The following is a 21,818-nucleotide window of genomic DNA, read 5'->3' as shown; positions in this document are numbered from 1 at the left end:
CTTCTGGCACATGCCAGAGTGCCATTGCCCCAGTCCGGGGCCCCGGGAATCTTGTCAACCCCCGCTCCCCGCAAGCCCATTGCCGGTTAACCTGGAAAAGGTTCACTGACCGGATTACGGCCCTACAGCAAGCGCAGGGGGAGACCACCGTGGCGCTGAAGCACGAGCCGACCACCCCGTACCACTCGGCCCAGGAAGCCCTGCGCGTCCTGGAGACGGTGGCGCGCGGTACCAGCGGTGTCACCGACACCGAGATAGCGCTGCACACCGGTATCGCACCGCAGCGGCTGACCGCGCTCCTGCGCATGCTGCGCCGCGAGGGCTACGTCGAGCAGATCACCGACGGCTCGTACGTCACGGGCGAGACCCTGGCCCGCCTCGGCTCCGCCCACCACCGCGAGCAGGCCCTGCGCGACAAGCTCCAGCGCACCCTGGACCGGCTGCGGGACTCGGTCGGCGCCGCCGTCTACATGAGCCGGTACGTCGACGGCGAGATCAGCATCACCCAGTACGCCGACAGCCCGTCGGCGCCCGCGGTCAACGAGTGGGTCGACTTCCGCTCCTCGGCCCACGCCACCGCCATCGGCAAGAGCCTGCTCACCCAGCTCGACCACGCCGGCCGCCGCGACCACCTCGCCCGGCACAAGATGGCCCGCCTCACCTCGCGCACCATCACCAGCGACCGGCTCCTGCTCTCCCGCCTGGAGGCGCAACCGCCCACCGTGCCCGTCCTGGACCTCCAGGAGTACGCGATCGGCACGGTCTGCGCGGCCGTCCCGATCACGGCCGGCTCCTCCGTCGGCTGCCTGGCCCTGTCCCTCCCGATCGAGCACGCCCACCGTCTGCGCCAGGCCGCTGACACCCTCAACCGCCACGCGGCACCGGTGCTGCTCTCCATGGCGATCTGAGGCCACTCGTCCGGATCATGTCGGCACGGGGCGCCTGCCCCGTGCCGGGTGGTCAGGAGGCCGGGTGGCGAGGAGGCCGGGCGGTCCGAAGGCCGGGCGGTCCGAAGGCCGGGCGGTCCGGAGGCCGGGTGGTCCGGAGCACCCCCCGGCATTGGGTAGTATTTTCCCCGTCGCCCGCCGCGGAACACGATTCCGGTGGCAGGCGGGAGTCATGCGCCGCTAGCTCAGTTGGTTAGAGCAGCTGACTCTTAATCAGCGGGTCCGGGGTTCGAGTCCCTGGCGGCGCACGGATGAGGGGCCTCTCGTGGGAGCGAGGGCCCCTCAACGCGTCTTCGGTCCCCGTCGGTCAGCCGGCGGTACGCCCGCTCCCCGGGCGGCCGCCACCACACCGGGCCGGCGCACCGCACACCCTCCTTGCGCAGCTCCGCCCGGCGGATCTTGTTCGTCGCCGTCACCGGCATCCGCTCCACCACCCGTACGAACCGGGGCGCCATCTTCGTCCCGAGGTCGGGCTGAGCGGCGAGGAACGTCGCGAAGCCCTCCGGATCGAACGAACCGGCGATCGTGGCCATCACCTGGTCCCCGGTCACCGGGTCCGGCACGGCGTACACACAGACCGCCTCCGCCCCCTCGTACCGCGCGAGGATGTTCTCGATCACCGCCGCGGCCAGGTTCTCCCCGTCCACGCGGAGGCGGTCGTCGGTGCGCCCCGCGAAGTAGAGGTAGCCGTCGGTGTCTCGGTAGAAGAGGTCGCCCGTCCAGTACCAGCCTCCCCCACTCTCGGCTTCGCTCGAGCGGGGGGACGCCCACTTGCGGCGTTCCGCCTCCGCCGGAGGGTTGCGCCAGTACCCCTCGAAGGGGCTGGGCCCCTGGTTGACGAGTTCGCCGATCGCCTCGTCCCCGTTGAGCAGCCGCCCCGCCCCGTCGAAGACGGCCGCCTCGCACTCCGCACGGGTCTCCCGGTCGAGGACGACGAGCCCGGGTGCCGCCCGCCCCACCGCGCCCGGCGGTGTCCCCGGTGTCCAGGCGATCGCCGCCCCGCCCTCCGACGAGCCGTAGCCCTCCACCAGCCGCACCCCGAACCGCCGCTCGAAGGCGGCCGCGTCCACCGCCCCTGCCTCCGTGCCGAAGCCCAGGCGCAGGGAGTTGTCGCGGTCGTCCGGGCGCGGCCCGGTGGCCAGCACGTACTGGATCGCCCGGCCTACGTACGTGAAGTACGTCGCCCCGTACCGGCGTACGTCCGGCAGGAACCCGGACGCCGAGAAGCGGCGGCGCAGCGCCACCGCCGCGCCGGTCACCAGCGCGGGTGCCCAGTCGGCGATCACCGCGTTGCCGTGGAACAGGGGCATGCAGACGTAGTGGACGTCGTCCGGGGACAGGGAGAACTGGTCCGCCAGGGACCGGCCGGCGGCTGCCAGGCGGCCCTGGGAGCAGAGCGCGGCCTTGGGGGCGCCGGTCGAGCCGGAGGTGAAGTAGAGCAGGAAACGGTCACCCGGGGTGGCCCTGCGGGGGTCCGGGCGGGCGTCCGCGTACGGGGTGAGGAGCTCGGCGTACTCCGGGGTGTCCGTCACCAGCAGGCGGACTCCCGGCAGGTCCAGGCCTGCGAGCAGCGGCAGGTGGGCCCGCTCGGTGATCAGGACGCGGCACTCGGTGTGGAGGATGTCGCGGGCGAGTTCGGCGCCCCGCCGGGTGGGGTTGACCCCGGCGACGGCCGCCCCCGCCAGGGCCGCGGCACCCAGCCACAGCGGGAACTCGGGGGTGTTGTCGAGCAGCACCCCGAGGTGGGGTTCGGCGGCCGGCGGCAGGAGGTCCGCGAGGAGTGCCGCCCGGGCCGCGGCGCCCGCCGCCACCTCGTGGTGCGTCAGGGTCCGGTCCTCGCAGCGCAGACCGGGGCGGTGGTCGCCCCACCGGGCGGCGATGAGTTCCGCGACCGTGCTCGCCCTGGAGTCCATGGACGCGCACGGTAGTTGACATGGCGTCAGATGTGGAGCGCTACGGCTGCAGGAAGTCGCCCACTGCGGAGAACATCGCGTACGTCACCACCATGAAGCCGATGGCGAAGAGGATGAACGTGCCGAGGAAGGCGAGCAGACATCCCGTGCCCGCGGCGAGCTTCCCCCGCGCCGGGGGCCTGGCCGTGGCGTGCTCCGGGCGGTCCGCCGGGTAGTGCACGGTGACGATGTCGCCCTCGAGGGTCGTCCCCGGCCCGCCGTGCTCCTCGAAGCGGACGCCGCGGCCGTCGTACGTGGTGAACTCGTACACGTGGTGCAGAGTGGTGCGCACCGAGGTGTCGCCACCCCCACTCGTCGTGGTGTACGTCCGCAGACAGCGGGCCTCGGCGGTCAGTCCGCTGTTCCAGGCGCGGCTGACCCGCACGGAGCGCCGGATCACCACGACCACGGCACAGGAAGCGACCGCGATCATGAGCGTGGGCACGATGTAGAACAAGATCTCCATGAGCTCCCCCGAGGCCCTGGGCGGCCTTCGAGCGGCCGGTGTGGCAGGAACTTACCCACACCGGCCGCAGCCGTGACTCAAGAGAAGCTCAGAGGTTCGGAAGGGCTCAGAAGGTCACGTCCGAGCAGGCGTAGAACGCGTTGGCCGTGTCGGCGATCGTCCACACGGCGACGATGACGTGCCGGCCGCTGAGCCCGGTCGGCAGCCTGCCGCTGTGGGAGAGCGTGGACGGCGGGCGCTGCCCGTTGTACGGCACCGTGAGGAACGGGGTGAGGTTGAGGTCGGACCGGGCCAGGTTGTGGTTCTGGTTCCAGCCCGGCTTGGTGACGTAGTACGTGAAGTCGGTCGTGGCGTGCATGGCCGTGAACTGCCAGCGGAACGTGTAGTTCTGGCCGCCCGTCACCTTGGTGGCGGGCCAGGCGCCGCCGGACGGGGTCCGCGGTGCGCTGAGCTGGCCGAACTGGCCGAGGCCGGCGTTGCAGATCTGCCCGTCGGCGGGGCCGGAGGCCGGGAAGCCCTTCGGGCCCTCGACACTCTGCGGCTCCCACTGGATGGATCCGCAGTTGGTCACGGTGCCGTTCTGGCAGAGCTTCTGCCGGCTGATGGGGAGGTCGGTGTAGCCGTGGCCGCTGGCACCGCCGGAGGAGAGCACGAGAGCTCCGGTCGTGGCCAGTCCCACCGCGACTGCGGACAACTTGGTCCTGGTACGCATGCTGCCGCTCCTGGAGAACGTGGGGGATGTTCAGTGAGCCGTGCATGTAGGTCTAGACCAAGTTCGAGATTATGGGCGTGGGTTGAACATGTCCATACCAGTCACGGAGCTGCTTCTCCCCGGCCGGCGCAGAACGCCACCGTCAGGTCCTTCACCAGCACCTTCCGCTCGTAGTCGTCGAGTTCGACCAGCCCCCGCATGGTCAGCCGGGTCACCGTGTCCTCCACCGAGTCGACGACCGAGGTGAGCACGCTCGCCCGGTGCCGGGCATCCAGCTGCGCGATCCGGCGGCGGTGCATCGCCGCGGCGATCTCGGGGGCGTACTCCACGCGCACCGGCTGCACGGAGAACACCTCCAGGCCGACCGGGGCCGTGTCCGCCGCCACCAGCCGGGTCAGCGCCTCGGCCGCCGCGTCCGACGCGCCCCGCGGCCCGCCCGGCATCTCCACCGGCACCCGGGCCAGCGCCGCCTCGACGCACTCGCGCAGATACGTCTCGTGGTCCTCGACGCCCAGCATGGCCCGGGCGGTGTCACGCACCCGCCACACCACCAGCACGACCACCCGCAGGGCGGCCCCGCCCCCGTCGGCCGCGGGCACGGGCTCGCTGCGCCAGTGCCGCAGCCGTACGTCCACCCGGCGGCGCAGCAACAGCGGGTTGACCCACAGCAGGCCGGAGCGCCGGACGGTCCCCCGGTAGCGGCCGAACAGGTCCAGCACCCAGGCGCGCCCGGTGCGGCCCCGGGCCAGCCCGCCGAGCCCGAACAGTCCGAGCGCCCCGGCCCCGGCGTACGCGGCCCACTGCGCGGGGCCGAGCCCGGTCCCGGCGTACGCGGGCAGCCGCAGCGCCTCCAGCGCGAGCGGCGGCAGCACCCCGGCCCACCAGGAGGTGGCCACGCACCCGGCCGCACCACAGGCCCCGGCCAGGACGCCCGCCGTGCCGGGCAGCACCCGTGCGGGCCGCTCCACCAGGTCGGGTTCGACCTCCGGCACCGGGCGCTTCGGGGCGTCCGCCGGGCGCCTGAGCCGCGGCTGCTCCCCCGTGCCCTGCCTGCGGCCGACGACCGCCGGCTTCACCGGCACCGGCGCGGGGTCGGGATCGTCGCGGAACAGCAGGTGGACGGGGATCTCGGTGGTGGCCTCGTTCTGGATGAGCCGGGCGGGCCGGGCCGGTCCGTCGGCCGGCCCGTCGAACTCGGACGTGTGGGAAGTGGTCGTACTCATGCGTGCCTCCAGCCTCCGCGCCAGATGCGTCACAACGGTGGTCCCGGATGCGGGACCCTCGCGGGCCCGACCGGGATTCGGGGCCCACCCGCGGGGGGCCTGGGGACCATGGGGTCCGTCCTATGAGAAGAGGCGCCGCCAGGTTTCCGGGCCCGGGTAGCCGTCGGCCGCGCCGCCCCGCCAGCCCTGGGTGCGCTGGAAGGCCTCGACACCGCGCCGGTCCGCCTCGCCCCAGACCGGCCCCGGTCCGATCCGGTAGAACCTGCCGAACCCCTTCCGTACGAGCTGCTCACCCAGCCGGGTGACGTAGGTGTTGTTCGCTCCGGGGCGGAACATCGCCCGCCCCGGGTAGCCGGGGACCCCGTGGGAGGCGGGCGGCGGGCCGACCGCCCCGTCTTTCACATCCTCGCCCTGGGCCGTGACCAGCAGCTCCCAGGTGCGCGGATCGGGCAGCCCCTCGGCTTCCGTACCGGTCCAGCCCTGGGCCAGCTGGAACGCCCGGGTCGCCCGCCGGTCGGCATCGGTCCAGCGCGGCCCCGGGCCCGACGCGTACGCGCCGCCGGCCCCGCGTGCGACGAGCATGCGGCCGAGCTGCGTGACGTACTCGTTGTTCGCGCCGGGGCCGAAGTACACCGCTCCCGGGTACGGCGTGGCGGCCGGGGCGCCCGCCTGGCCGCCGTCCTTCCCGGGGACCGGCTCCTGCGCGGTGACGCCCTTGTAGCGGTAGGGCACGTACCGGTCGGAGTTGGTTCGATAGGCGTACGGGGTGGACTGCCGACGGGTGTGCGGGGGGGTCTGCTCGTACGCGGTGTAGGAGGTGTGGGTGCTGTCCGTCCAGCCGCCGAAAATGGTGACATGCGAGCCTTTCTCGGGGTCGGACGCATTGTGGAACAGCAGAATGTCGCCCGGCTGGAGTTCCTCCTTGGAAATCTTCTCCCCGTATGCCGCGAGGCTGCCCGTCCATTCGTTTCGGGGCAGCCGCCAGGCCATTGATACATAGCCGGAGCAGTCCTGCCGGTAACCGTCGGACCAGTAGGCGCTCATGCTGTACGGCACCTTCGCGGTGACCCAGGTCCTGGCCCTTTTGATGATCTCCGAGCGAGTGATGGCGGTGACCTCGGGGGCGACGGAGGACTCCGTCTGACGGCCTGGCGAACCGTGCAGCGGGGACGTGACACCCTGAGGGGTGTCGGGCTCGTCACCTGCGGGAATGCCCGGGCGGTGCGGGGCGTGCGACACCGCTGCGGCCGGTACGGTGTGGCCCGCGCCGAGGGCGGCGGAGGCCACGGCGGCCAGGGCGAGAGCCCGGTGCGCCGCCGGGTGGGCTCCGGCCCGGCCGGTCCAGGAATACGGGAGAGCGCGGCGCCAGTGGACGCAGCCCGGGCAGTCGCAGTCGCTCGCGGGGTCGATTTCCTCGAATACCGGCGACTCCATGCGATTCCCCTCACACTTCCGGCGGAAAATGCGGCGCCCGGGCACCGGAGGGCGCGCGTGGCCAGTCTCGCAACTGTCTTCCGTACGCGCCTGCTGACGGTCCGAATGATGTACGCGGCCGCCTTGCCGGGGCCCCCGCCCCCGGGCCGTGGTCAGGAGCACCTCTCGACGTCCTGTAGGGTTATGACGTCAGCAGGCGCCGCTAGCTCAGTTGGTTAGAGCAGCTGACTCTTAATCAGCGGGTCCGGGGTTCGAGTCCCTGGCGGCGCACCGACCGAAAGGCCTCTCGCGGAAGCGAGGGGCCTTTTGTATGCCCCGGTATGTCCTTTCGAGGGTCCCCGTCCGGGCCTGGCCGGATACCCTCTGGCCATGGCAGCGCGTGACCTTCAGGAGCGGATCAAGAAACTCATCATCGACCGCCGGCTGGCCTCCGGGGCCCCGCTGCCGACCGAGCCCGAGCTGATGGAGCACCTCGGTGCGAGCCGGAACTCGGTGCGGGAGGCCCTGAAGGCGCTCCAGGCGATGGGCATCGTGGAGATCCGGCACGGCTTCGGCACCTACGTCGGCCCGATGTCCCTGGCCCCGATGATCGAGGGTCTCGCCTTCCGCACGGTCGCCGGGCACTACCGGGGCGAGGACTCCCTGCTCCAGCTGCTGGAGCTGAGGGAGGCGGTGGAGACGGGGCTCGTGTCCCGCCTCGCCGGGCGGATGCCGGAAGCGGATCTCCTTGAACTGGACGCGCTCGTCGACCGTATGGATGAGCAGGCCGCGCGCGGAGCCGGCCTTGCCGAGACCGACCGGGCCTTTCACGCCACCCTCTACCGGGGGCTGGACAACGTGCTGCTGTGCGAGGTCCTGGAGGCGTTCTGGGACGCCTTCCACCGGGTCCGCACGGACCTGGGGGGCGAGCCGCAGGACCCGAAGGTGACCTGCCGGCAGCACCGGGAGATCCTCGACGCGGTGCGGTCCGGCGACTCGATGCGGGCGGAGGAGGCCATAAGAGAGCACTTCGGCAACATCCGCGCCCGCCTTTCGACAACACCTCCACAGGACCCCCACGCCCGCCACAATGAACGTGTATGACCGGTAACCACCGTGTTTCGCAGCTTGCGATCATGATGAGCGCCGTAGAACCTTGGTTTTCTGGTTTTTCAGGAGGCTGCGATTTCGCGGCAGTTGGGGGGGATTCGGAGCCGGTTGCGGGCTGGGCGGGGATAGGGGCCCCGTTCATGAACCGATGCCGTGGGGGGCATCATGCAACCGGAAGGTCGCGTTGCCGTGTCTATAGGGTGTGGATGACGTGGTGACTGCGACCCACCACTGATACGTCTGTGAAGGTCGAGGGGGACCAGCAGCAGGCGGTACGAAGCTACGAAACACGCGGCTTTCCGCGTGTGGGGGGATGACTCATGACGTCGAGGCCCACGGGTGCCCGGCAGGAAAACGACCCGTCCCAGACCACCCGGCTCAGAGTGCCGGCGCACCGGATGAGCACCACGGGGACGTTCCGGCGAATCAAGAAAACGCTGCCGAGATACGACTACGAGCACTACAGCCGGCTCGCCGGTCCCCTCACCCAACCGGATCCGAACAAGCCGTACAAGGTGCAGTACCGCTCGCTCATCTCGCAGGAGCCGCACCGCATCCGCGTCGCCCTGATGCTGGCCGCGGCCCCGGTGCTGTCCCTGGTGCTGCTGTTCTGGCTGCTCCAGCCCGAGCACTGGACCGAGCGCGATTACCCCGCCTTCGACTGGCTGCCCGCGCTCGACATGGTCATGCTCGTCTCGATCGGTCTGATCGAGTTCTTCCGCTGCATGAACGTGCTGTCGAACGCGCACGCCACGCTGGTGGCTCGCGATCCGATCCCGGTGGTGCCCGAGACCGGCACGAGAGTGGCCTTCCTCACCTCCTTCGTGCCCGGCAAGGAGCCGCTGGAGATGGTGACGAAGACCCTGGAGGCGGCCGTCAGGATCCGCCACCGCGGACTGATGCACGTGTGGCTGCTCGACGAGGGTGACGACCCCGACGTGAAGGCGGTCTGCGAGCGCCTCGGTGTGCACCACTTCTCCCGCAAGGGCGTCGCGAAGTGGAACCAGGCCAAGGGCCCGCACCGCGCCAAGACCAAGCACGGCAACTACAACGCCTGGCTCGAGGCGCACGGCGACGACTACGACTTCTTCGCCTCGGTCGACACCGACCACGTGCCGCTGCCCAACTACCTGGAGCGGATGCTCGGCTTCTTCCGCGACCCGGACGTCGGCTTCGTCATCGGCCCGCAGGTCTACGGCAACTACGACAACCCCATCACCAAGGCCGCCGAGTCGCAGCAGTTCCTCTTCCACGCGCTGATCCAGCGCGCCGGCAACCGCTACGGCTCCCCGATGTTCGTCGGCACGTCCAACGCGGTGCGCATCAGGGCCCTGAAGCAGATCGGCGGCCTGTACGACTCGATCACCGAGGACATGGCGACCGGCTTCGAGATGCACCGCCACAAGAACCCGGCCACGGGCCGCAAGTGGCGCTCGGTGTACACCCCGGACGTGCTCGCGGTCGGTGAGGGCCCGAGCGCCTGGACTGACTTCTTCACCCAGCAGATGCGCTGGTCGCGAGGGACGTACGAGACGATCATCGGGCAGTACTGGAAGGGCTGGTACTCGCTGCCGCCGAGCAAGCTCTTCAACTACACGATGATGATCATCTTCTACCCGATGTCGGCCCTCAACTGGATCCTGGCGGCGCTGAGTTGCTGCCTGTTCCTGGGCCTGGGCGCCTCGGGTGTGAACATCGACCCGGCTGTGTGGCTGATGCTCTACGGCAACGCCTCGGCCCTGCAGATCGGGCTGTACGTCTGGAACCGCCGGCACAACGTCTCGCCGCACGAGCCGGAGGGCTCCGGCGGTGTGGCCGGCATGGTGATGTCCGCGCTGTCGGCGCCGCTGTACGCGAAGGCGCTGATCGACGCCGTGCTGCGGCGCAAGAGCAAGTTCGTGGTGACGCCCAAGGGCGACTCGGCCAGCCCCGACCGCTGGTTCGGCACGTTCCGCTACCACTGGTACTTCGTCGCGATCTTCGGCGGGTCGATCACGGCCGGCTTCGTCTTCGGGCACTCCCACCCCGCGATGATCATCTGGGCGACCTTCGCGCTGCTGATCACCGCTTCGCCGGTGTTCGCCTGGCGCTGGCAGCTGCGGCAGGACGCGAAGAAGCCCGCCGCCCCTGCCGCGGAACAGCCGCAGGACTCTGCGGGGCCGCACCGGACGCAGCCGGGGCCCATCCCGCAGCAGCCGTCGGGGCACACCCCGCAGCACAAGCCCTCGTGGGCCGCCACCCCGGGCGCACACGGGGAGGTCGGGGGATCCGACCAGACCATGCAGATCGCCCTTGGTGGACTTGGGGGACGTAAGGAATGAACGACCGTGCAGGCCGCCGCCGGGCTCGTCGACTCGCGATCGGCACGGCGGTGGTACTCGCGCTGGCCGGGATGAACGGGCCGTGGCTCTACCGCTTCAGCACCGAGAAATACCACCAGTACACAATCGACAAGCCGGAGTACAAGGCCGCCAACGGCAAGTGGGAGATAGTCGATTTCCCCGAGGAGTACCGGCAGAACACCATCCACGCGGCGCTGCTGCGCACCGGCAAGGTGCTGCTCGTCGCGGGGTCGGGCAACAACCAGGACAACTTCGACGCGAAGAAGTTCGACACCCGGATCTGGGACCCGGTCAAGGGCACCATCAAGAAGGTGCCCACGCCGGCCGACCTGTTCTGCACCGGCCACACCCAGCTCGCCAACGGCAATCTGCTGATCGCGGGCGGCACCAAGCGCTACGAGAAGCTCCAGGGTGACGTCACCAAGGCCGGCGGCCTGATGATCGTCCACAACGAGAACCCGGACGCGCCGATCACCCTGCCCGCGGGCACCACGTTCACCGGCAAGAAGAACGGCAAGACCTTCGTCTCCAAGGACCCGGTGCTCGTGCCGCGCGCCAAGAAGGTCTTCGACAAGGCGACCGGCAGGTTCCTGCGCAACGACCCCGGCCTCGGCCGGATCTACGTCGAGGCGCAGAAGCGGGGCAAGAAGTACGAGACGGGTACGCAGGACAACTACCGCGTGCACGGCCTGAAGGGTTCCGACGCCAAGAACACCTACGGCATCGCGCAGAAGCTCGCCCTGGACAAGAAGGACTTCCAAGGGATCCGGGACGCCTTCGAGTTCGACCCGGTGGCCGAGAAGTACATCAAGGTCGACCCGATGAAGGAGGCCCGCTGGTACCCGACGCTCACCACCCTGAGCGACGGGAAGGTCCTCAGCGTCTCCGGGCTCGACGACATCGGCCAGCTGGTCCCGGGCAAGAACGAGGTCTTCGACCCGAAGACGAAGAAATGGGCCTACACCGGCAAGGTCCGGCAGTTCCCGACCTACCCGGCGCTGTTCCTCCTGCAGAACGGCAAGGTCTTCTACTCGGGGTCCAACGCGGGCTACGGGCCGGACAACGTGGGCCGTGAGCCGGGCGTCTGGGACGTCGACACCAACAAGTTCTCGAAGATCCCCGGTCTGAGCGACCCCACCCTGATGGAGACGTCCGGCACGGTGCTGCTGCCGCCGGCGCAGGACGAGAAGTACATGGTGGTCGGCGGCGGCGGTGTCGGCGAGTCCGAGAAGTCCAGCGAGAAGACCCGGATCGTCGACCTGAAGAAGGCCGACCCGCGGTTCGTGGACGGCCCGTCCCTGGACAAGGGCACCCGCTACCCGAACGTCTCGGTGCTGCCCGACGACAGCGTGCTGATCTCCGGCGGCTCGGAGGACTACCGCGGCCGCGGCGACTCCAACATCTTCGAGGCGCGGCTCTACGACACGGAGAAGAACGAGCTCAGGCGCGTCGCCGACCCGCTCGTGGGCCGCAACTACCACTCCGGGTCGATCCTGCTGCCCGACGGGCGCGTGATGGTCTTCGGCTCCGACTCGCTGTACGCCGACGCGGCCAACACCAAGCCGGGCGAGTTCGAGCAGCGCATCGAGATCTACACCCCGCCCTACCTGTACGGCGACGCGGACCGGCCCTCGCTGTCGGGCGGTCCGCAGACCATCGAGCGCGGCTCCACGGGGACGTTCACCTCGTCGGACGCGGCGAAGGTCAAGAAGGTCCGGCTGATCCGGCCGAGCGCCGCCACGCACGTCACGGACATCGACCAGCGGTCGATCGCCCTGGACTTCAAGGCGTCCGGGAACAAGCTGACGGTGACCGTGCCGGAGAACCGGAACCTGGTCCAGGCGGGCTGGTACATGCTGTTCGTGACGGACGCGGACGGCACGCCGAGCAAGGCGCAGTGGGTCAAGGTGCCCTGAGAATCGACGGCAAGGGGGCGCTCTCCGCGAGGAGAGCGCCCCCTTTCGTATGGGCCGGTGCGTCAGCCGCCCGGGCCGGCCGGGTCAGGCGGTGGCCTTCGCCAGCTTCAGCGCGTAGTCCGCCCACCACTGGCCCGCCTTCGGGCCGCCCTTGCACTCGCCGTCCGACTCGCCGGGCCGCTTCACCCACAGGTACGCGTCGACCAGCGGGTCGTCCGTCTTCGTCGTCGGGGTCTCGCCCAGGGAGCGGCCCGGCGGGTTGCACCAGCGCTCGTCGGGCTTGCCGTCGTTGTAAGGGCCCTTGCCGTTGCGGCTGGTGTCGATGACGAAGTGCTTGCCGCCGACCTTGGCGGAGAGCTTCTTGCCGTAGGCGATGGAGTCCTCGGTGGAGTAGAAGTTGGAGACGTTGACCGAGAAGCCGTCGGCCTGGGCGATGCCCGCGCGGTTCAGGGACTCGAAGATCTGGTCGGGGTCCTGCCAGCCGGCGTTGCCCGCGTCCAGGTAGACCTTCGTGTTCTTCAGCGACGTCAGCTTGGCGACGGCGCCCTTGAGGAGGTCGTAGCGCTCCTCGTGGAACTGCTCCGGGGTGCAGCCGTCGACCAGGTGCAGCAGGGCGTCCGGCTCGAGGACGACCGTGGCGGGCCGGTCACCGATGCCCGCGGCGACGCCGTCGATCCAGTCGCGGTAGGCGTTGCCGTCGGCGGCGCCGCCCTGCGAGTACTGGCCGCAGTCGCGGTGCGGGACGTTGTAGAGGACGAGCAGCGCCGTACGGCCGGCCTTGTCGGCGGCCTCGGTGAAACCCCGGACCTGCTTCTCGGGGTCGTCCGGGACGACCCACTCGGCGACCGGCTGCTCGGCGATCTTGCGGATCTGCTCGGCGTCCTGCTTCTTGCCGGACTTCTCCAGGGCGGCGACCTGCCGGGCCGCCGTCCCGTCCGGGTTGACCCAGAAGGGGGCCTTTTCCTTGGGCTGTTGGGTGATCCCGGCGCCCGCGTCGCCACGCTCGTCCGTTCCGTCTCCTCCGTCGGAGGAGGAACACCCCGTCACCAGCAGTGCCGCCCCCAGCACCACTGCGGACATCCGCCTCCCTGCGAACGCCCCGGCCCCCCTGCTGCCGTACATCCAACTCCCCCTTGGGTGCACCGTTCCAAGTCTCAATCCTGACATACGTCCCGCGACGCCCACGAGACGAACCCCGCCGGTGCGATGACGCAGCGCCACCGTATCGGGACTCGGTGTCATCCAACCTCTGGGCCGGGGTGGCCCCTTGGTTCTGAGACCTTCACAGCACGTGCCCGGCCTTCGGCCGGAGATTCACCCACCGTGGCCCCTCGTGGTCTCCCCGCGGCTCGCCGGGTCACTCCCGCAGCCCGTGCGCGCGGTCGAGGACCGGCCCGGTCGGCGGCTTCAGGGGGAGCGGCTCGTCGACCGGCTCGGGTGGCCGCACCGGGTCGGTCACGCGGGGGCTCTACGACCGGCTCGGGTGGCCGCACCGGGCCGGTCACGCGGGGGCACCAGGTCGATACATCTAGGGGCCGGTTCCCGTCAGGTACGCCGAGACGACCACGTTCGCCGTGTAGCTGCGGGTCGTACGGTCGAAGCTGCCGCCGCAGGTGACCAGCCGCAGTTCGGCCCGGCCCGACTCGTGGGGCCCGTAGGCCTGGTGGGCGTCGAAGTGGTCGCGGGTGAGGACCTGGACGGACTCGACGGTGAACTCGGCGATCTTCGCGTCGGCCCGGACCACCCGGATCGTCTGGCCCGGCCGCATGGCACTGACCTTGTAGAAGACCGCGGGCCGGGACTCGGTGTCGACATGACCGACCATCAGCGCGGTACCGGGCGCCCCGGGCGCGACCCCGCCGGCGTACCAGCCGACCACGCCGGGCTGGTCGTACGGCGGCGGGTCGGGGGCCCCGCGTGCGTCGAGACCACGTGCCAGGACGGGGGCCTGGACGCCGAGCCCGGGGATGTCGACACGCTGCGGCAGCGCGTCGCCCAGCGGGCGGTGCTCCGGCGGCAGCTTGATGTCCGGGGGCCGTCCGGCCGCCGCCATGTCACCCGTGGTGGGCGCCGAGATGCCGTGCCGCATCTCGGTGACCTCACGGCCCCACAGCCACAGCCCGAGCAGCAGCACGACCCAGGCCATGCCGGTCAGCAGGCGGCCGGTGCCCGAGAAGCGTCTCTGAACGTGATCGTGATCGCGCATGGTCGGTCAGTCCGTTCCGCGGCCCCGGCGGACCCCGCGCAGCGCGACGACCACCGCCGCGGCCGCCCCCGCGAGCAGGAGTCCGGTCACCCCCTGCGCCGCACCGGGACCGGCGCCGCGCTCCTCGGCGGCGAGGTGATCGGCGGCACCGCCGCCACCCGCCTGGACGGGGGCGACGGGCGAGGCGGGCGCGCCGGGCCGGTGGGAGGGGAACGCCTCCTCGCCGACGCCGGGCGCGGACGGCTGCCCACCCTTGCCGGGCACGGGTGGCTGTCCGCCCCTGCCGGGGGCGGGTGGCCGGCCACCGGCCCCGGGCTCGGCGGCCGGCGGGGCCCCTGGCACGGCAGCCCGCGGGGCCCCGGACTGTCCCGTCCCATGCCCCGCCTCGCCGCCCTGGACGGTGAACGTGCCGGTCCGCCGCGTGGTACCGCAGGTGACCCGCACGGCGTACGAACCCGCCTTGAGTGTGGAGCGGACGCGACTGTCGCCGACGAGCTCGTCGGCGCCGACGACGGTGAGCCGCGCGTCCGCGACGAACGCCGACGAGGCGGCCACGGCCGTTCGCTGGGCGCAGCCGGTCACGCGGAGCGTGATGTCACTGCCGGGGGCGGGGCGCGCCGGGGTCACCGAGACGCTCCCCGCGTCCACCGCGTGGGCCGCCGGTGCGAGGGCGACGACGACCAGGACACTCGTACAGACAGTGACTCTCAGGGAACCCATCGTGAACCTCCAGATGCCTGGAGCCTCCCCCGCCCGGTGGGCCGCCGCATCCTCAGGGACGCGGCGGCTGCTCCGTACGGGTGACCGAGGGTTTGAGCCCAGCCCCCGCCGGGCCCGGGGTTCAGACCCGGTCGACGAGGTCCGCGATCGAGTCCACGACCTGGGAGGGCCGGTAGGGGAAGTCCTCGACCTGCTCGGGCCGGGTCAGGCCGGTGAGCACCAGGAACGTCCGCATCCCGGCCTCGATGCCGGCCAGGACGTCGGTGTCCATCCGGTCGCCGATCATCGCGCTGGTCTCGGAGTGCGCCCCGATGGCGTTCAGCCCGGTCCGCATCATCAGCGGGTTCGGCTTGCCCGCGAAGTACGGCTTCCTGCCGGTCGCCTGGGTGATCAGCGCGGCCACGGCACCGGTCGCGGGCAGCGGGCCCTCGGTGGAGGGGCCGGTCTCGTCGGGGTTGGTGGCGATGAACCGCGCGCCGCCGAGGATCAGCCGGACCGCCTTCGTCATGGCCTCGAAGGAGTAGGTGCGGGTCTCGCCGAGGACCACGTAGTCCGGCTCGTGGTCGGTCAGGATGTAGCCGATGTCGTGCAGCGCGGTGGTCAGCCCGGCCTCGCCGATGACGTACGCCGACCCACCCGGCCGCTGGTCGTCCAGGAACTGTGCGGTGGCCAGGGCCGAGGTCCAGATGGACTCGATCGGCACTTCGAGGCCCATGCGGCGCAGCCGGGCGTGCAGGTCGCGCGGGGTGTACATCGAGTTGTTGGTGAGGACCAGGAAGGGCTTCCCGGACTCGCGGAGCTTCTTCAGGAAGGCGTCGGCGCCGGGGATCGGGACGCCCTCGTGGATGAGCACACCGTCCATGTCGGTGAGCCACGATTCGATGGGCTTGCGGTCTGCCATGTGCGGGATCTCCTGCCGTACGCGGTCCAGCGTGCGACCCAGCCTAGACAGTGGCGGGATCTTGCGGAACGGTCCGCGTACTGCGTCCCGACTGGCGGGACGGCCCGCCGCGGCGCCAGGGCCCTTCCGATGTATCTTCCGGCGCTAACGCCCTTCCGATGAATCTCCGCGGCGGCGGCGTGTGACGAGCAGTGCCGCGCCGCCGGCGAGCAGCAGGACCGCGGTGGCCGCGGCGACCCGGGTGCCGGTGCCGGTCCGGGCCAGTTCCTCGGCGAACGGGAACCGGTCCTCGCGGGGCGGGACGGAGGCCTCGGAGTCGGGGCGGGACTCCGTACCCGTGTCCGTGTCCGTGTCCGTGTCCGCGTCCGTGTCCGCGTCCGTGTCCGCGTCGGTGTCGGTGCCTGACTCGCTGTCGTCGATCCGGAACCGGTAGTCGTTCGACTGCCCGACCCAGTCGCCGTCGTCGCCGTGCCGCTGCACCACCGCGGCGTTGGCCGTGACCTCGTTGGGCACCGCGTCCGAGGTGAGCGTGAGCCGCACCTTCACGGTGACGGTTTCCCCCGGTCCGACGGTGAACCCGGCGAAGCCGTCCTGCTCGTCGGCGAACGCCCCGACGAGTTCGTCCTCGCCGGTCTTCTCGAACCGCACGGGGTGGGCGTGCGCCCCCTCGAAGAATTCGAGGCGGGGCTGGGACGGTTCCAGGGCCCGTTTGCCGTCGACGAGCACGACGACGGGGTGAATGCCTGCGCAGGTCCGGTCGGTCGTGTTGGTCAGGTCGACGGAGAAGGTCCCGAACCCGCCACCGGCCGTGTAGGAGTCGGGGCCGCCGTGGAGGCGGGTGGTGAGCGGGAAGGTGTGGTCGTCGGGCGCGGCACAGGCGGGCGCCGGGGCGTCCGCGTGGGCGGGATGCGCACCGGGCAGCAGGACGGCAGCCGCCGCTGCCGCCGCCAGGCAGAAGTGAGCGGGCGTGCAGAGTCGCATGATGATGTGACATTCCGAGCGGAGCGGCCCGCGAGACGCCGCCGCCGCGAACCGGCCCCGAACGGCGGCGCGAATCCGCCCGGTCGGCGGACACCCCGGCGGCGTTCCAGGGCCTCGACGGCCGACACCCCTGGCGACGTTCCAGGGCCTTGACGGCGGCAGGCCTCGACGGACACCCCTGGCGACGTTCCAGGGCCTCGACGGCCGACACCCCTGGCGACGTTCCAGGGCCTTGACGGCGGCAGGCCTCGACGGACACCCCTGGCGGCGTTCCAGGGTCTTGACGGCCGACACCCCTGGCGGCGTTCCAGGGCCTGACGGCGCCCAGTGGCTCGGCGAAGCCGCAAGGCCTGCGCGCGAGGACCGTATCTCTGTCTCCACTCGTCGCGGAGCTGCCGGAACCGGCGCCGCGCCTGGCTGGAGCTGCCTCGCCCGCCCCCCGTCTCAGCCTCCTCCCCGCCCGAACACCGGCCCCAGCACCAGCTGAGCCGCCCCCACCGCCACTGCCCCGTCTCCCCCGGCCGTGACGCGTACCGGTACGGCGTCCTGGCCCGTTCGCCGGGCCCGGGCCTCCAGCACCGCGCCCACCCCGCCCACGAAGGCGTCCGGCGCCGCCGCCACCGTACGGCCGCCGAGCAGGACGACGTCGATGTCGAGCAGCCCGACGAGGTTCGCCGCGCCGGCCCCCAGCACCCGCGCCGCCTGGTCCAGATCGCCGCGCGCCACGGCACCGAGGCACAGGGCCTCGACGCAGCCCCGGTCCCCGCAGGTGCAGGGCGGGCCGTCGAGCTGGATCACCTGGTGGCCGAACTCCCCGGCCCCGGTCCTGGCCCCCCGGTGCACGCTGCCGCCGATGACCAGCCCGGCCCCCAGCCCCGTGCCGAGGTGCAGGTAAGCGAAGGAGCCGCGCTCACCACCGGCGGCGAGACCCAGCGCCGCCGCGTTGGTGTCCTTGTCGACGACGACCGGCACCCCCAGCCGCTCGGCCAGCGCCTCACGCAGCGGGAAGCCGTCCCACTCGGGGAATCCGGTCACCCGGTGCAGCACGCCCCGGCCATGATCGAGCGGCCCGGGCAAGGCGACACCGACCCCGAGCAGGGACGGGTCGAGCCCGGAGAGCCCCTGCCGGGGGACCTCGTCCCGCTGGACCGGCAACACCCGCGCCACCGCCTGCCGCACCGCGGCCAGTACGGCCTCCGACCCCGCCCCCAGATCCAGCGCGGCCCGCCGCTCCCCCCTCACGGCCCCCAGCAGGTCCACGCGCACGACCCGCAGCTCGTCCCGGTCCAGATGGACCCCGACCGCGTGCCCGGCCTCCGGCACCAGCCGCAGCACCGTGCGCGGCTTGCCCCCGGTCGACGCCCGGCGTCCGGCCTCCGCCGCGAGCCCGTCCTCCCGCAGCCGGGCAGTGATCTTGCTGACGGCCTGCGGAGTGAGCCCGGTCCGCTCGGCGAGTTCGAGGCGGCTGATGCCCTCGCCCCCGGCCGTCCGCAGCAGGTCGAGCACCAGCGCGGCGTTGTGGCTGCGCAGGGAGAGCAGGTTCACCCCGCCGCCCCCCGCCCCGGCAGCACGGGCAGTTCCCGCTGTTCCCGCTGCTCCCGCAGCTCCCGCAGCTCCCGCCCCGCGCATGCCGCCCACTCCGCCCGTACGGTCGTCCGCCCTGTCCACGCCCCCATTGTCCCCGGCGCTTGCACTTTGGCAACAGCGTTGCGAAAGTGGGTGGCATGACTGGCACACCTCTCGGCACAGCCCCCGGCTCGCCCCTCCGCGTCGGCCTCGTCGGCTACGGCCTCGCCGGCTCCGTCTTCCACGCCCCGCTGATCGCCGCCACCGAGGGGCTCACCCTCGACACGGTGGTCACCTCCAGCCCGGAACGGCAGCAGCAGGCCCGCGCCGAGTTCCCCGACGTCCGTCTCGCGGCCACACCGGACGAGCTGTTCGACCGGGCCGCCGAGCTGGACCTGCTCGTCATCGCGTCCCCGAACAAGACGCACGTGCCGCTCGCGAGGACCGCGCTGGAGGCAGGCCTGCCGGTCGTGGTCGACAAGCCCGTCGCGGGCACGGCGGCCGAGGCCCGCGAGCTCGCCACCCTCGCCGAGGAGCGCGGACTGCTCCTCTCCGTCTTCCAGAACCGCCGCTGGGACAACGACTTCCTGACCCTGCGCAAGCTGCTGGACGAGGGCGAGTTGGGCGACGTGTGGCGGTTCGAGTCCCGCTTCGAGCGCTGGCGCCCGAAGCCGAAGGGCGGCTGGCGGGAGTCCGGCGACCCCGCAGAGATCGGAGGTCTGCTCTACGACCTCGGCAGCCACGTCGTCGACCAGGCGCTGGTCCTGTTCGGCCCGGCGGCCTCCGTGTACGCGGAGACGGACATCCGCCGCCCGGGCGCCGAGACCGACGACGACACCTTCATCGCGATCACGCACACCGGTGGCGTCCGCTCCCACCTCCACGTGTCCGCGACGACCGCCCAACTCGGCCCCCGCTTCCGCGTCCTGGGCTCTACCGCCGGCTACGTCAAGTACGGCCTCGACCCCCAGGAGGCGGCGCTCCGGGACGGCCTGCGCCCCGGCCCCGGCTGGGGTGTGGAGCCCGAGTCCTTGTGGGGACGCGTCGGTTCCGGCGAGTCCCCGGTCACCGGCGGCGGCCGCGCCGAACCCACCCTCCCCGGCGACTACCCCGCTTACTATGCGACCGTGGCGAAGGCCTTGCTGGAGGGCGCCCCGAACCCGGTGACCGCGCGGGAGGCGGCCGCCGCCCTGGACGTCCTGGAGGCCGCTCGTCGTTCGGCCCTCGAGAAGGTGACGGTGACCCTGTGACCCACAAGAGCAACCCCTCCCACAGCCAGGGGCTCACCCCGAAGTTCCACCCGGAGCTCACCCCGAGCCTGGAAGAGCTGGAGAAGCAGGAACGCGTCCTGGTGTTCCCCCGGTTCACGAACGACGACGCCTGGACGCTCGGCTCGCTCCTCGTCGAGATGGCCCGGGAGCGGCAGGCCCCGGTCGCGATCGACATCCACCGCTCCGGTCAGCAGCTCTTCCACGCGGCACTGCCCGGCTCCACGCCGGACAACGACGCCTGGATCGCGCGCAAGCGCCGGGTCGTCGAGCGCTACGGCTCCGCCTCCTACCTGGTCGGCGCCCGCTTCCGCGCCAAGGGCAGCACGTTCGAGGAGTCCTCCCTGCTGGACCCCGGCACCTACGCGGCCCACGGCGGCTCCTTCCCGATCACCGTCGAGGGCGTGGGCGTGATCGGCGCGGTGACGGTCTCCGGACTGCCGCAACTCGACGACCACCGGATGGTGGTGGAGGCGCTGGAGCGGTTCCTGGACCGCTAGAGCGTGTCCCCGACGGCCACGCCCTTTCGTTGCGCGGACGAGGACGTCTTCGGCCGGGAACCGGGTCGTGCAGGCCCCCTATGCGCCGATCGGGCGCACCGCCCGTGCCCTGCACCCGCAGGGCTCGTTTGCAGATCATGAAGAAGATCATTTCGGCCGCCGCACTCACCGCCGCCGCCCTCACCCTGGCCACCCCGGCCGCCCACGCCGCACCCGTCTCCACCCAGCACAACCCCGCCAGCTCGGCCACTCGCGCCGACGGCCCCCTCGGGCCCGGCCTCAGCGAGCTCGTGGCAATCGCGGAAGGCGTCCTGAAGAAGTACGGAATCACGCGCTGACATCCCGGGAGCCGTCCGAAGTGGATTGCCTGGCTCCGTCGACGCCCCGCTGCCGGCACGCGGCACCGGGGCGTCGGGTGTTGATGCGTCAGGTCTCGGGCAGCACTCCCGATGATCAAGGCGTCACCCAGCGGCACCGTGTGAACCGCACCGCCCTGACCACCCAAGGGTCAAAACGAGCGGGCCTCAGTAGCCCCTCTCCGAGAGACAGCCCCCGGGCCCTCATGGAATGAGCGGAGACTCTCTCCGGTTGGCACCCGTGCACGCGTGATCAAGCACGGCGCCACCAACCGGAGGGACCCCCACCGATGACCACCCCCCTGAAGGAGACGCTCGGCCGGTACGGCATCTGGAGCGTGGGCCTGCGCTCCGAGGACCCGGACCGCCGCGGCGAACTCGCCGAGGCCGCCGCCGAACTGGAGGAACTCGGCTACGGCGCCCTCTGGCTGGGCGGCAACAGCTCCGCCGCCAACGCCGCTCCGCTCATCGAGGCGACCTCGAAGGTCAAGGTCGGCACCAGCATCCAGAGCATCTGGCAGCACGAGCCGGACGCCTCCGCCTCGGCCTTCGCCGACCTGGAGTCGTCCCACCCCGGGCGTTTCCTGCTGGGCCTCGGCGTGAGCCACGCCAAGCGGGTGGAGCAGTACGCCCGCCCCTACTCGGCCCTGGTCGACCACCTCGACGGCCTGGACGCCGCCGGAGTCCCGGAGGACCGCCGACTGCTGGCCGCCCTGGGCCCGAAGTCGCTGCGGCTGGCCCGCGACCGGGCGGCGGGCTCGATCCCGTACCTGGTCACCCCGGAGCACACGGCGCACGCCCGCGAGATCCTGGGCGAGGGGCCGCTGCTGGCCCCGGAGCTGGGCGTCGTCCCGGAAAGGGACCCGGCCCGCGCCCGCGCCCTGGCCCGCGAGTTCCTGGAGATCTACCTCCCCCTGCCGAACTACACCAACAACTTCCTCCGCCACGGCTTCACCGAGGACGATCTGAAGGACGGCGGCAGCGACCGCCTGGTCGACGCACTGTTCGCCTGGGGCGACGACACGGCGATCCGCGCGAAGATCGACGCCTTCTTCGAGGCGGGCGCGGACCACGTCGCCCTCCAGATCGTGGACGGCGAACCGCGCGACGCCCTTCCGAGGAAGGCCTGGCGCGACCTTGCTTCCGCACTGGCGTGAGGGGAGCGCCCTGAGGGGCGCGGGGAACTGCGCGACCAGCCACAGACTGCCCGCAGCCTGGAAACGGACCGCAGTTCCCGGC

18 protein-coding genes, 2 tRNA genes and 1 pseudogene are annotated in these 21,818 nt (G+C 71.6%); 10 read left to right on the top strand and 11 right to left on the bottom strand.

Going from position 1 to position 21,818, the window contains the following annotated elements; all coding sequences use genetic code 11:
- Positions 1-149 precede the first annotated feature (149 nt).
- Positions 150-908: an IclR family transcriptional regulator gene (locus FDO69_RS11930; RefSeq protein WP_104779753.1), complete on the top strand. Its 759-nt coding sequence runs from the start codon at positions 150-152 to the stop codon at positions 906-908.
- A gap of 213 nt (positions 909-1,121) precedes the next feature.
- A tRNA-Lys gene (locus FDO69_RS11925) sits at positions 1,122-1,195 on the top strand.
- On the opposite strand, the pseudogene FDO69_RS11920 reads toward FDO69_RS11925, so the two are convergent.
- The 5 genes and pseudogenes from FDO69_RS11920 to FDO69_RS11900 all read right to left on the bottom strand — a co-directional run bounded on the left by FDO69_RS11920 (position 1,161) and on the right by FDO69_RS11900 (position 6,734).
- Positions 1,161-2,860 (bottom strand): annotated as a pseudogene (locus FDO69_RS11920) (long-chain-fatty-acid--CoA ligase). The gene FDO69_RS11925 and the pseudogene FDO69_RS11920 sit on opposite strands and share 35 nt — an antisense overlap.
- Positions 2,861-2,900: 40 nt before the next feature.
- A complete protein-coding gene (locus tag FDO69_RS11915; RefSeq protein ID WP_104779752.1) occupies positions 2,901-3,365 on the bottom strand; it encodes a DUF3592 domain-containing protein in 465 nt (154 codons plus the stop codon).
- Between the two features lie 106 nt (positions 3,366-3,471).
- Positions 3,472-4,077 carry a lytic polysaccharide monooxygenase auxiliary activity family 9 protein gene (locus FDO69_RS11910; protein ID WP_104779751.1) on the bottom strand — a complete coding sequence of 202 codons (606 nt, stop codon included), beginning with the start codon at positions 4,075-4,077 and terminating at the stop codon, positions 3,472-3,474.
- A 101-nt stretch (positions 4,078-4,178) separates the two neighbouring features.
- Positions 4,179-5,300 (bottom strand): SPFH domain-containing protein, encoded by a 1,122-nt coding sequence (locus tag FDO69_RS11905; RefSeq protein ID WP_104779750.1) that lies wholly within the window; start codon positions 5,298-5,300, stop codon positions 4,179-4,181.
- A gap of 120 nt (positions 5,301-5,420) precedes the next feature.
- Positions 5,421-6,734 (bottom strand): peptidoglycan-binding protein, encoded by a 1,314-nt coding sequence (locus FDO69_RS11900; protein ID WP_104779749.1) that lies wholly within the window; start codon positions 6,732-6,734, stop codon positions 5,421-5,423.
- Positions 6,735-6,930: 196 nt separating this feature from the next.
- On the opposite strand from FDO69_RS11900, the gene FDO69_RS11895 reads away from it, so the two are divergent.
- The 4 genes from FDO69_RS11895 to glxA all read left to right on the top strand — a co-directional run bounded on the left by FDO69_RS11895 (position 6,931) and on the right by glxA (position 12,081).
- Positions 6,931-7,004: transfer RNA gene (locus FDO69_RS11895), tRNA-Lys, on the top strand.
- Between the two features lie 99 nt (positions 7,005-7,103).
- The gene (locus tag FDO69_RS11890) at positions 7,104-7,817 is read left to right on the top strand and encodes a FadR/GntR family transcriptional regulator (RefSeq protein WP_104779748.1); all 714 of its coding nucleotides are present in this window, start codon (positions 7,104-7,106) and stop codon (positions 7,815-7,817) included.
- 326 nt (positions 7,818-8,143) lie between these two features.
- Positions 8,144-10,144 (top strand): glycosyltransferase family 2 protein, encoded by a 2,001-nt coding sequence (locus FDO69_RS11885; RefSeq protein ID WP_104779747.1) that lies wholly within the window; start codon positions 8,144-8,146, stop codon positions 10,142-10,144.
- On the top strand, positions 10,141-12,081 hold the full coding sequence (gene glxA / locus FDO69_RS11880; RefSeq protein WP_104779746.1) for a radical copper oxidase GlxA: 1,941 nt from the start codon (positions 10,141-10,143) through the stop codon (positions 12,079-12,081). Before FDO69_RS11885 ends, glxA begins: the two co-directional genes overlap by 4 nt.
- An 84-nt stretch (positions 12,082-12,165) precedes the next feature.
- Here glxA and FDO69_RS11875 read toward each other — a convergent pair whose 3' ends face one another.
- From FDO69_RS11875 to FDO69_RS11850, 6 genes are all read right to left on the bottom strand, one after another.
- Positions 12,166-13,203, bottom strand: a complete 1,038-nt coding sequence (locus tag FDO69_RS11875) for a glycoside hydrolase family 6 protein (protein ID WP_104779745.1) — start codon at positions 13,201-13,203, stop codon at positions 12,166-12,168.
- 406 nt (positions 13,204-13,609) lie between these two features.
- The gene (locus FDO69_RS11870) at positions 13,610-14,287 is read right to left on the bottom strand and encodes a class F sortase (RefSeq protein WP_104779744.1); all 678 of its coding nucleotides are present in this window, start codon (positions 14,285-14,287) and stop codon (positions 13,610-13,612) included.
- Positions 14,288-14,293: 6 nt separating this feature from the next.
- Positions 14,294-15,007: a hypothetical protein gene (locus FDO69_RS11865; RefSeq protein WP_104779743.1), complete on the bottom strand. Its 714-nt coding sequence runs from the start codon at positions 15,005-15,007 to the stop codon at positions 14,294-14,296.
- Between the two features lie 121 nt (positions 15,008-15,128).
- A complete protein-coding gene (locus tag FDO69_RS11860; RefSeq protein WP_104779742.1) occupies positions 15,129-15,908 on the bottom strand; it encodes an HAD-IIA family hydrolase in 780 nt (259 codons plus the stop codon).
- A 144-nt stretch (positions 15,909-16,052) separates the two neighbouring features.
- A complete protein-coding gene (locus FDO69_RS11855) occupies positions 16,053-16,889 on the bottom strand; it encodes a hypothetical protein (RefSeq protein WP_104779741.1) in 837 nt (278 codons plus the stop codon).
- A 444-nt stretch (positions 16,890-17,333) separates the two neighbouring features.
- Positions 17,334-18,518: an ROK family transcriptional regulator gene (locus FDO69_RS11850; RefSeq protein WP_104779740.1), complete on the bottom strand. Its 1,185-nt coding sequence runs from the start codon at positions 18,516-18,518 to the stop codon at positions 17,334-17,336.
- A gap of 95 nt (positions 18,519-18,613) precedes the next feature.
- Here FDO69_RS11850 and FDO69_RS11845 point away from each other — a divergent pair, with 95 nt between their 5' ends.
- From FDO69_RS11845 to FDO69_RS11830, 4 genes are all read left to right on the top strand, one after another.
- Entirely contained in the window at positions 18,614-19,705 is a 1,092-nt protein-coding gene (locus tag FDO69_RS11845) for a Gfo/Idh/MocA family protein (RefSeq protein ID WP_104779739.1), read from the top strand.
- On the top strand, positions 19,702-20,223 hold the full coding sequence (locus FDO69_RS11840; protein WP_104779738.1) for a heme-degrading domain-containing protein: 522 nt from the start codon (positions 19,702-19,704) through the stop codon (positions 20,221-20,223). Before FDO69_RS11845 ends, FDO69_RS11840 begins: the two co-directional genes overlap by 4 nt.
- Before the next feature lie 137 nt (positions 20,224-20,360).
- Entirely contained in the window at positions 20,361-20,561 is a 201-nt protein-coding gene (locus FDO69_RS11835; RefSeq protein WP_104779737.1) for a hypothetical protein, read from the top strand.
- Between the two features lie 308 nt (positions 20,562-20,869).
- Positions 20,870-21,736 carry an LLM class F420-dependent oxidoreductase gene (locus FDO69_RS11830; RefSeq protein WP_104779736.1) on the top strand — a complete coding sequence of 289 codons (867 nt, stop codon included), beginning with the start codon at positions 20,870-20,872 and terminating at the stop codon, positions 21,734-21,736.
- Positions 21,737-21,818 lie beyond the last annotated feature (82 nt).

It is taken from the genome of Streptomyces tibetensis (assembly GCF_007655005.1).
GTDB lineage: Bacteria > Actinomycetota > Actinomycetes > Streptomycetales > Streptomycetaceae > Streptomyces > Streptomyces tibetensis.
This window is presented reverse-complemented; position numbering and strand designations above follow the sequence as displayed.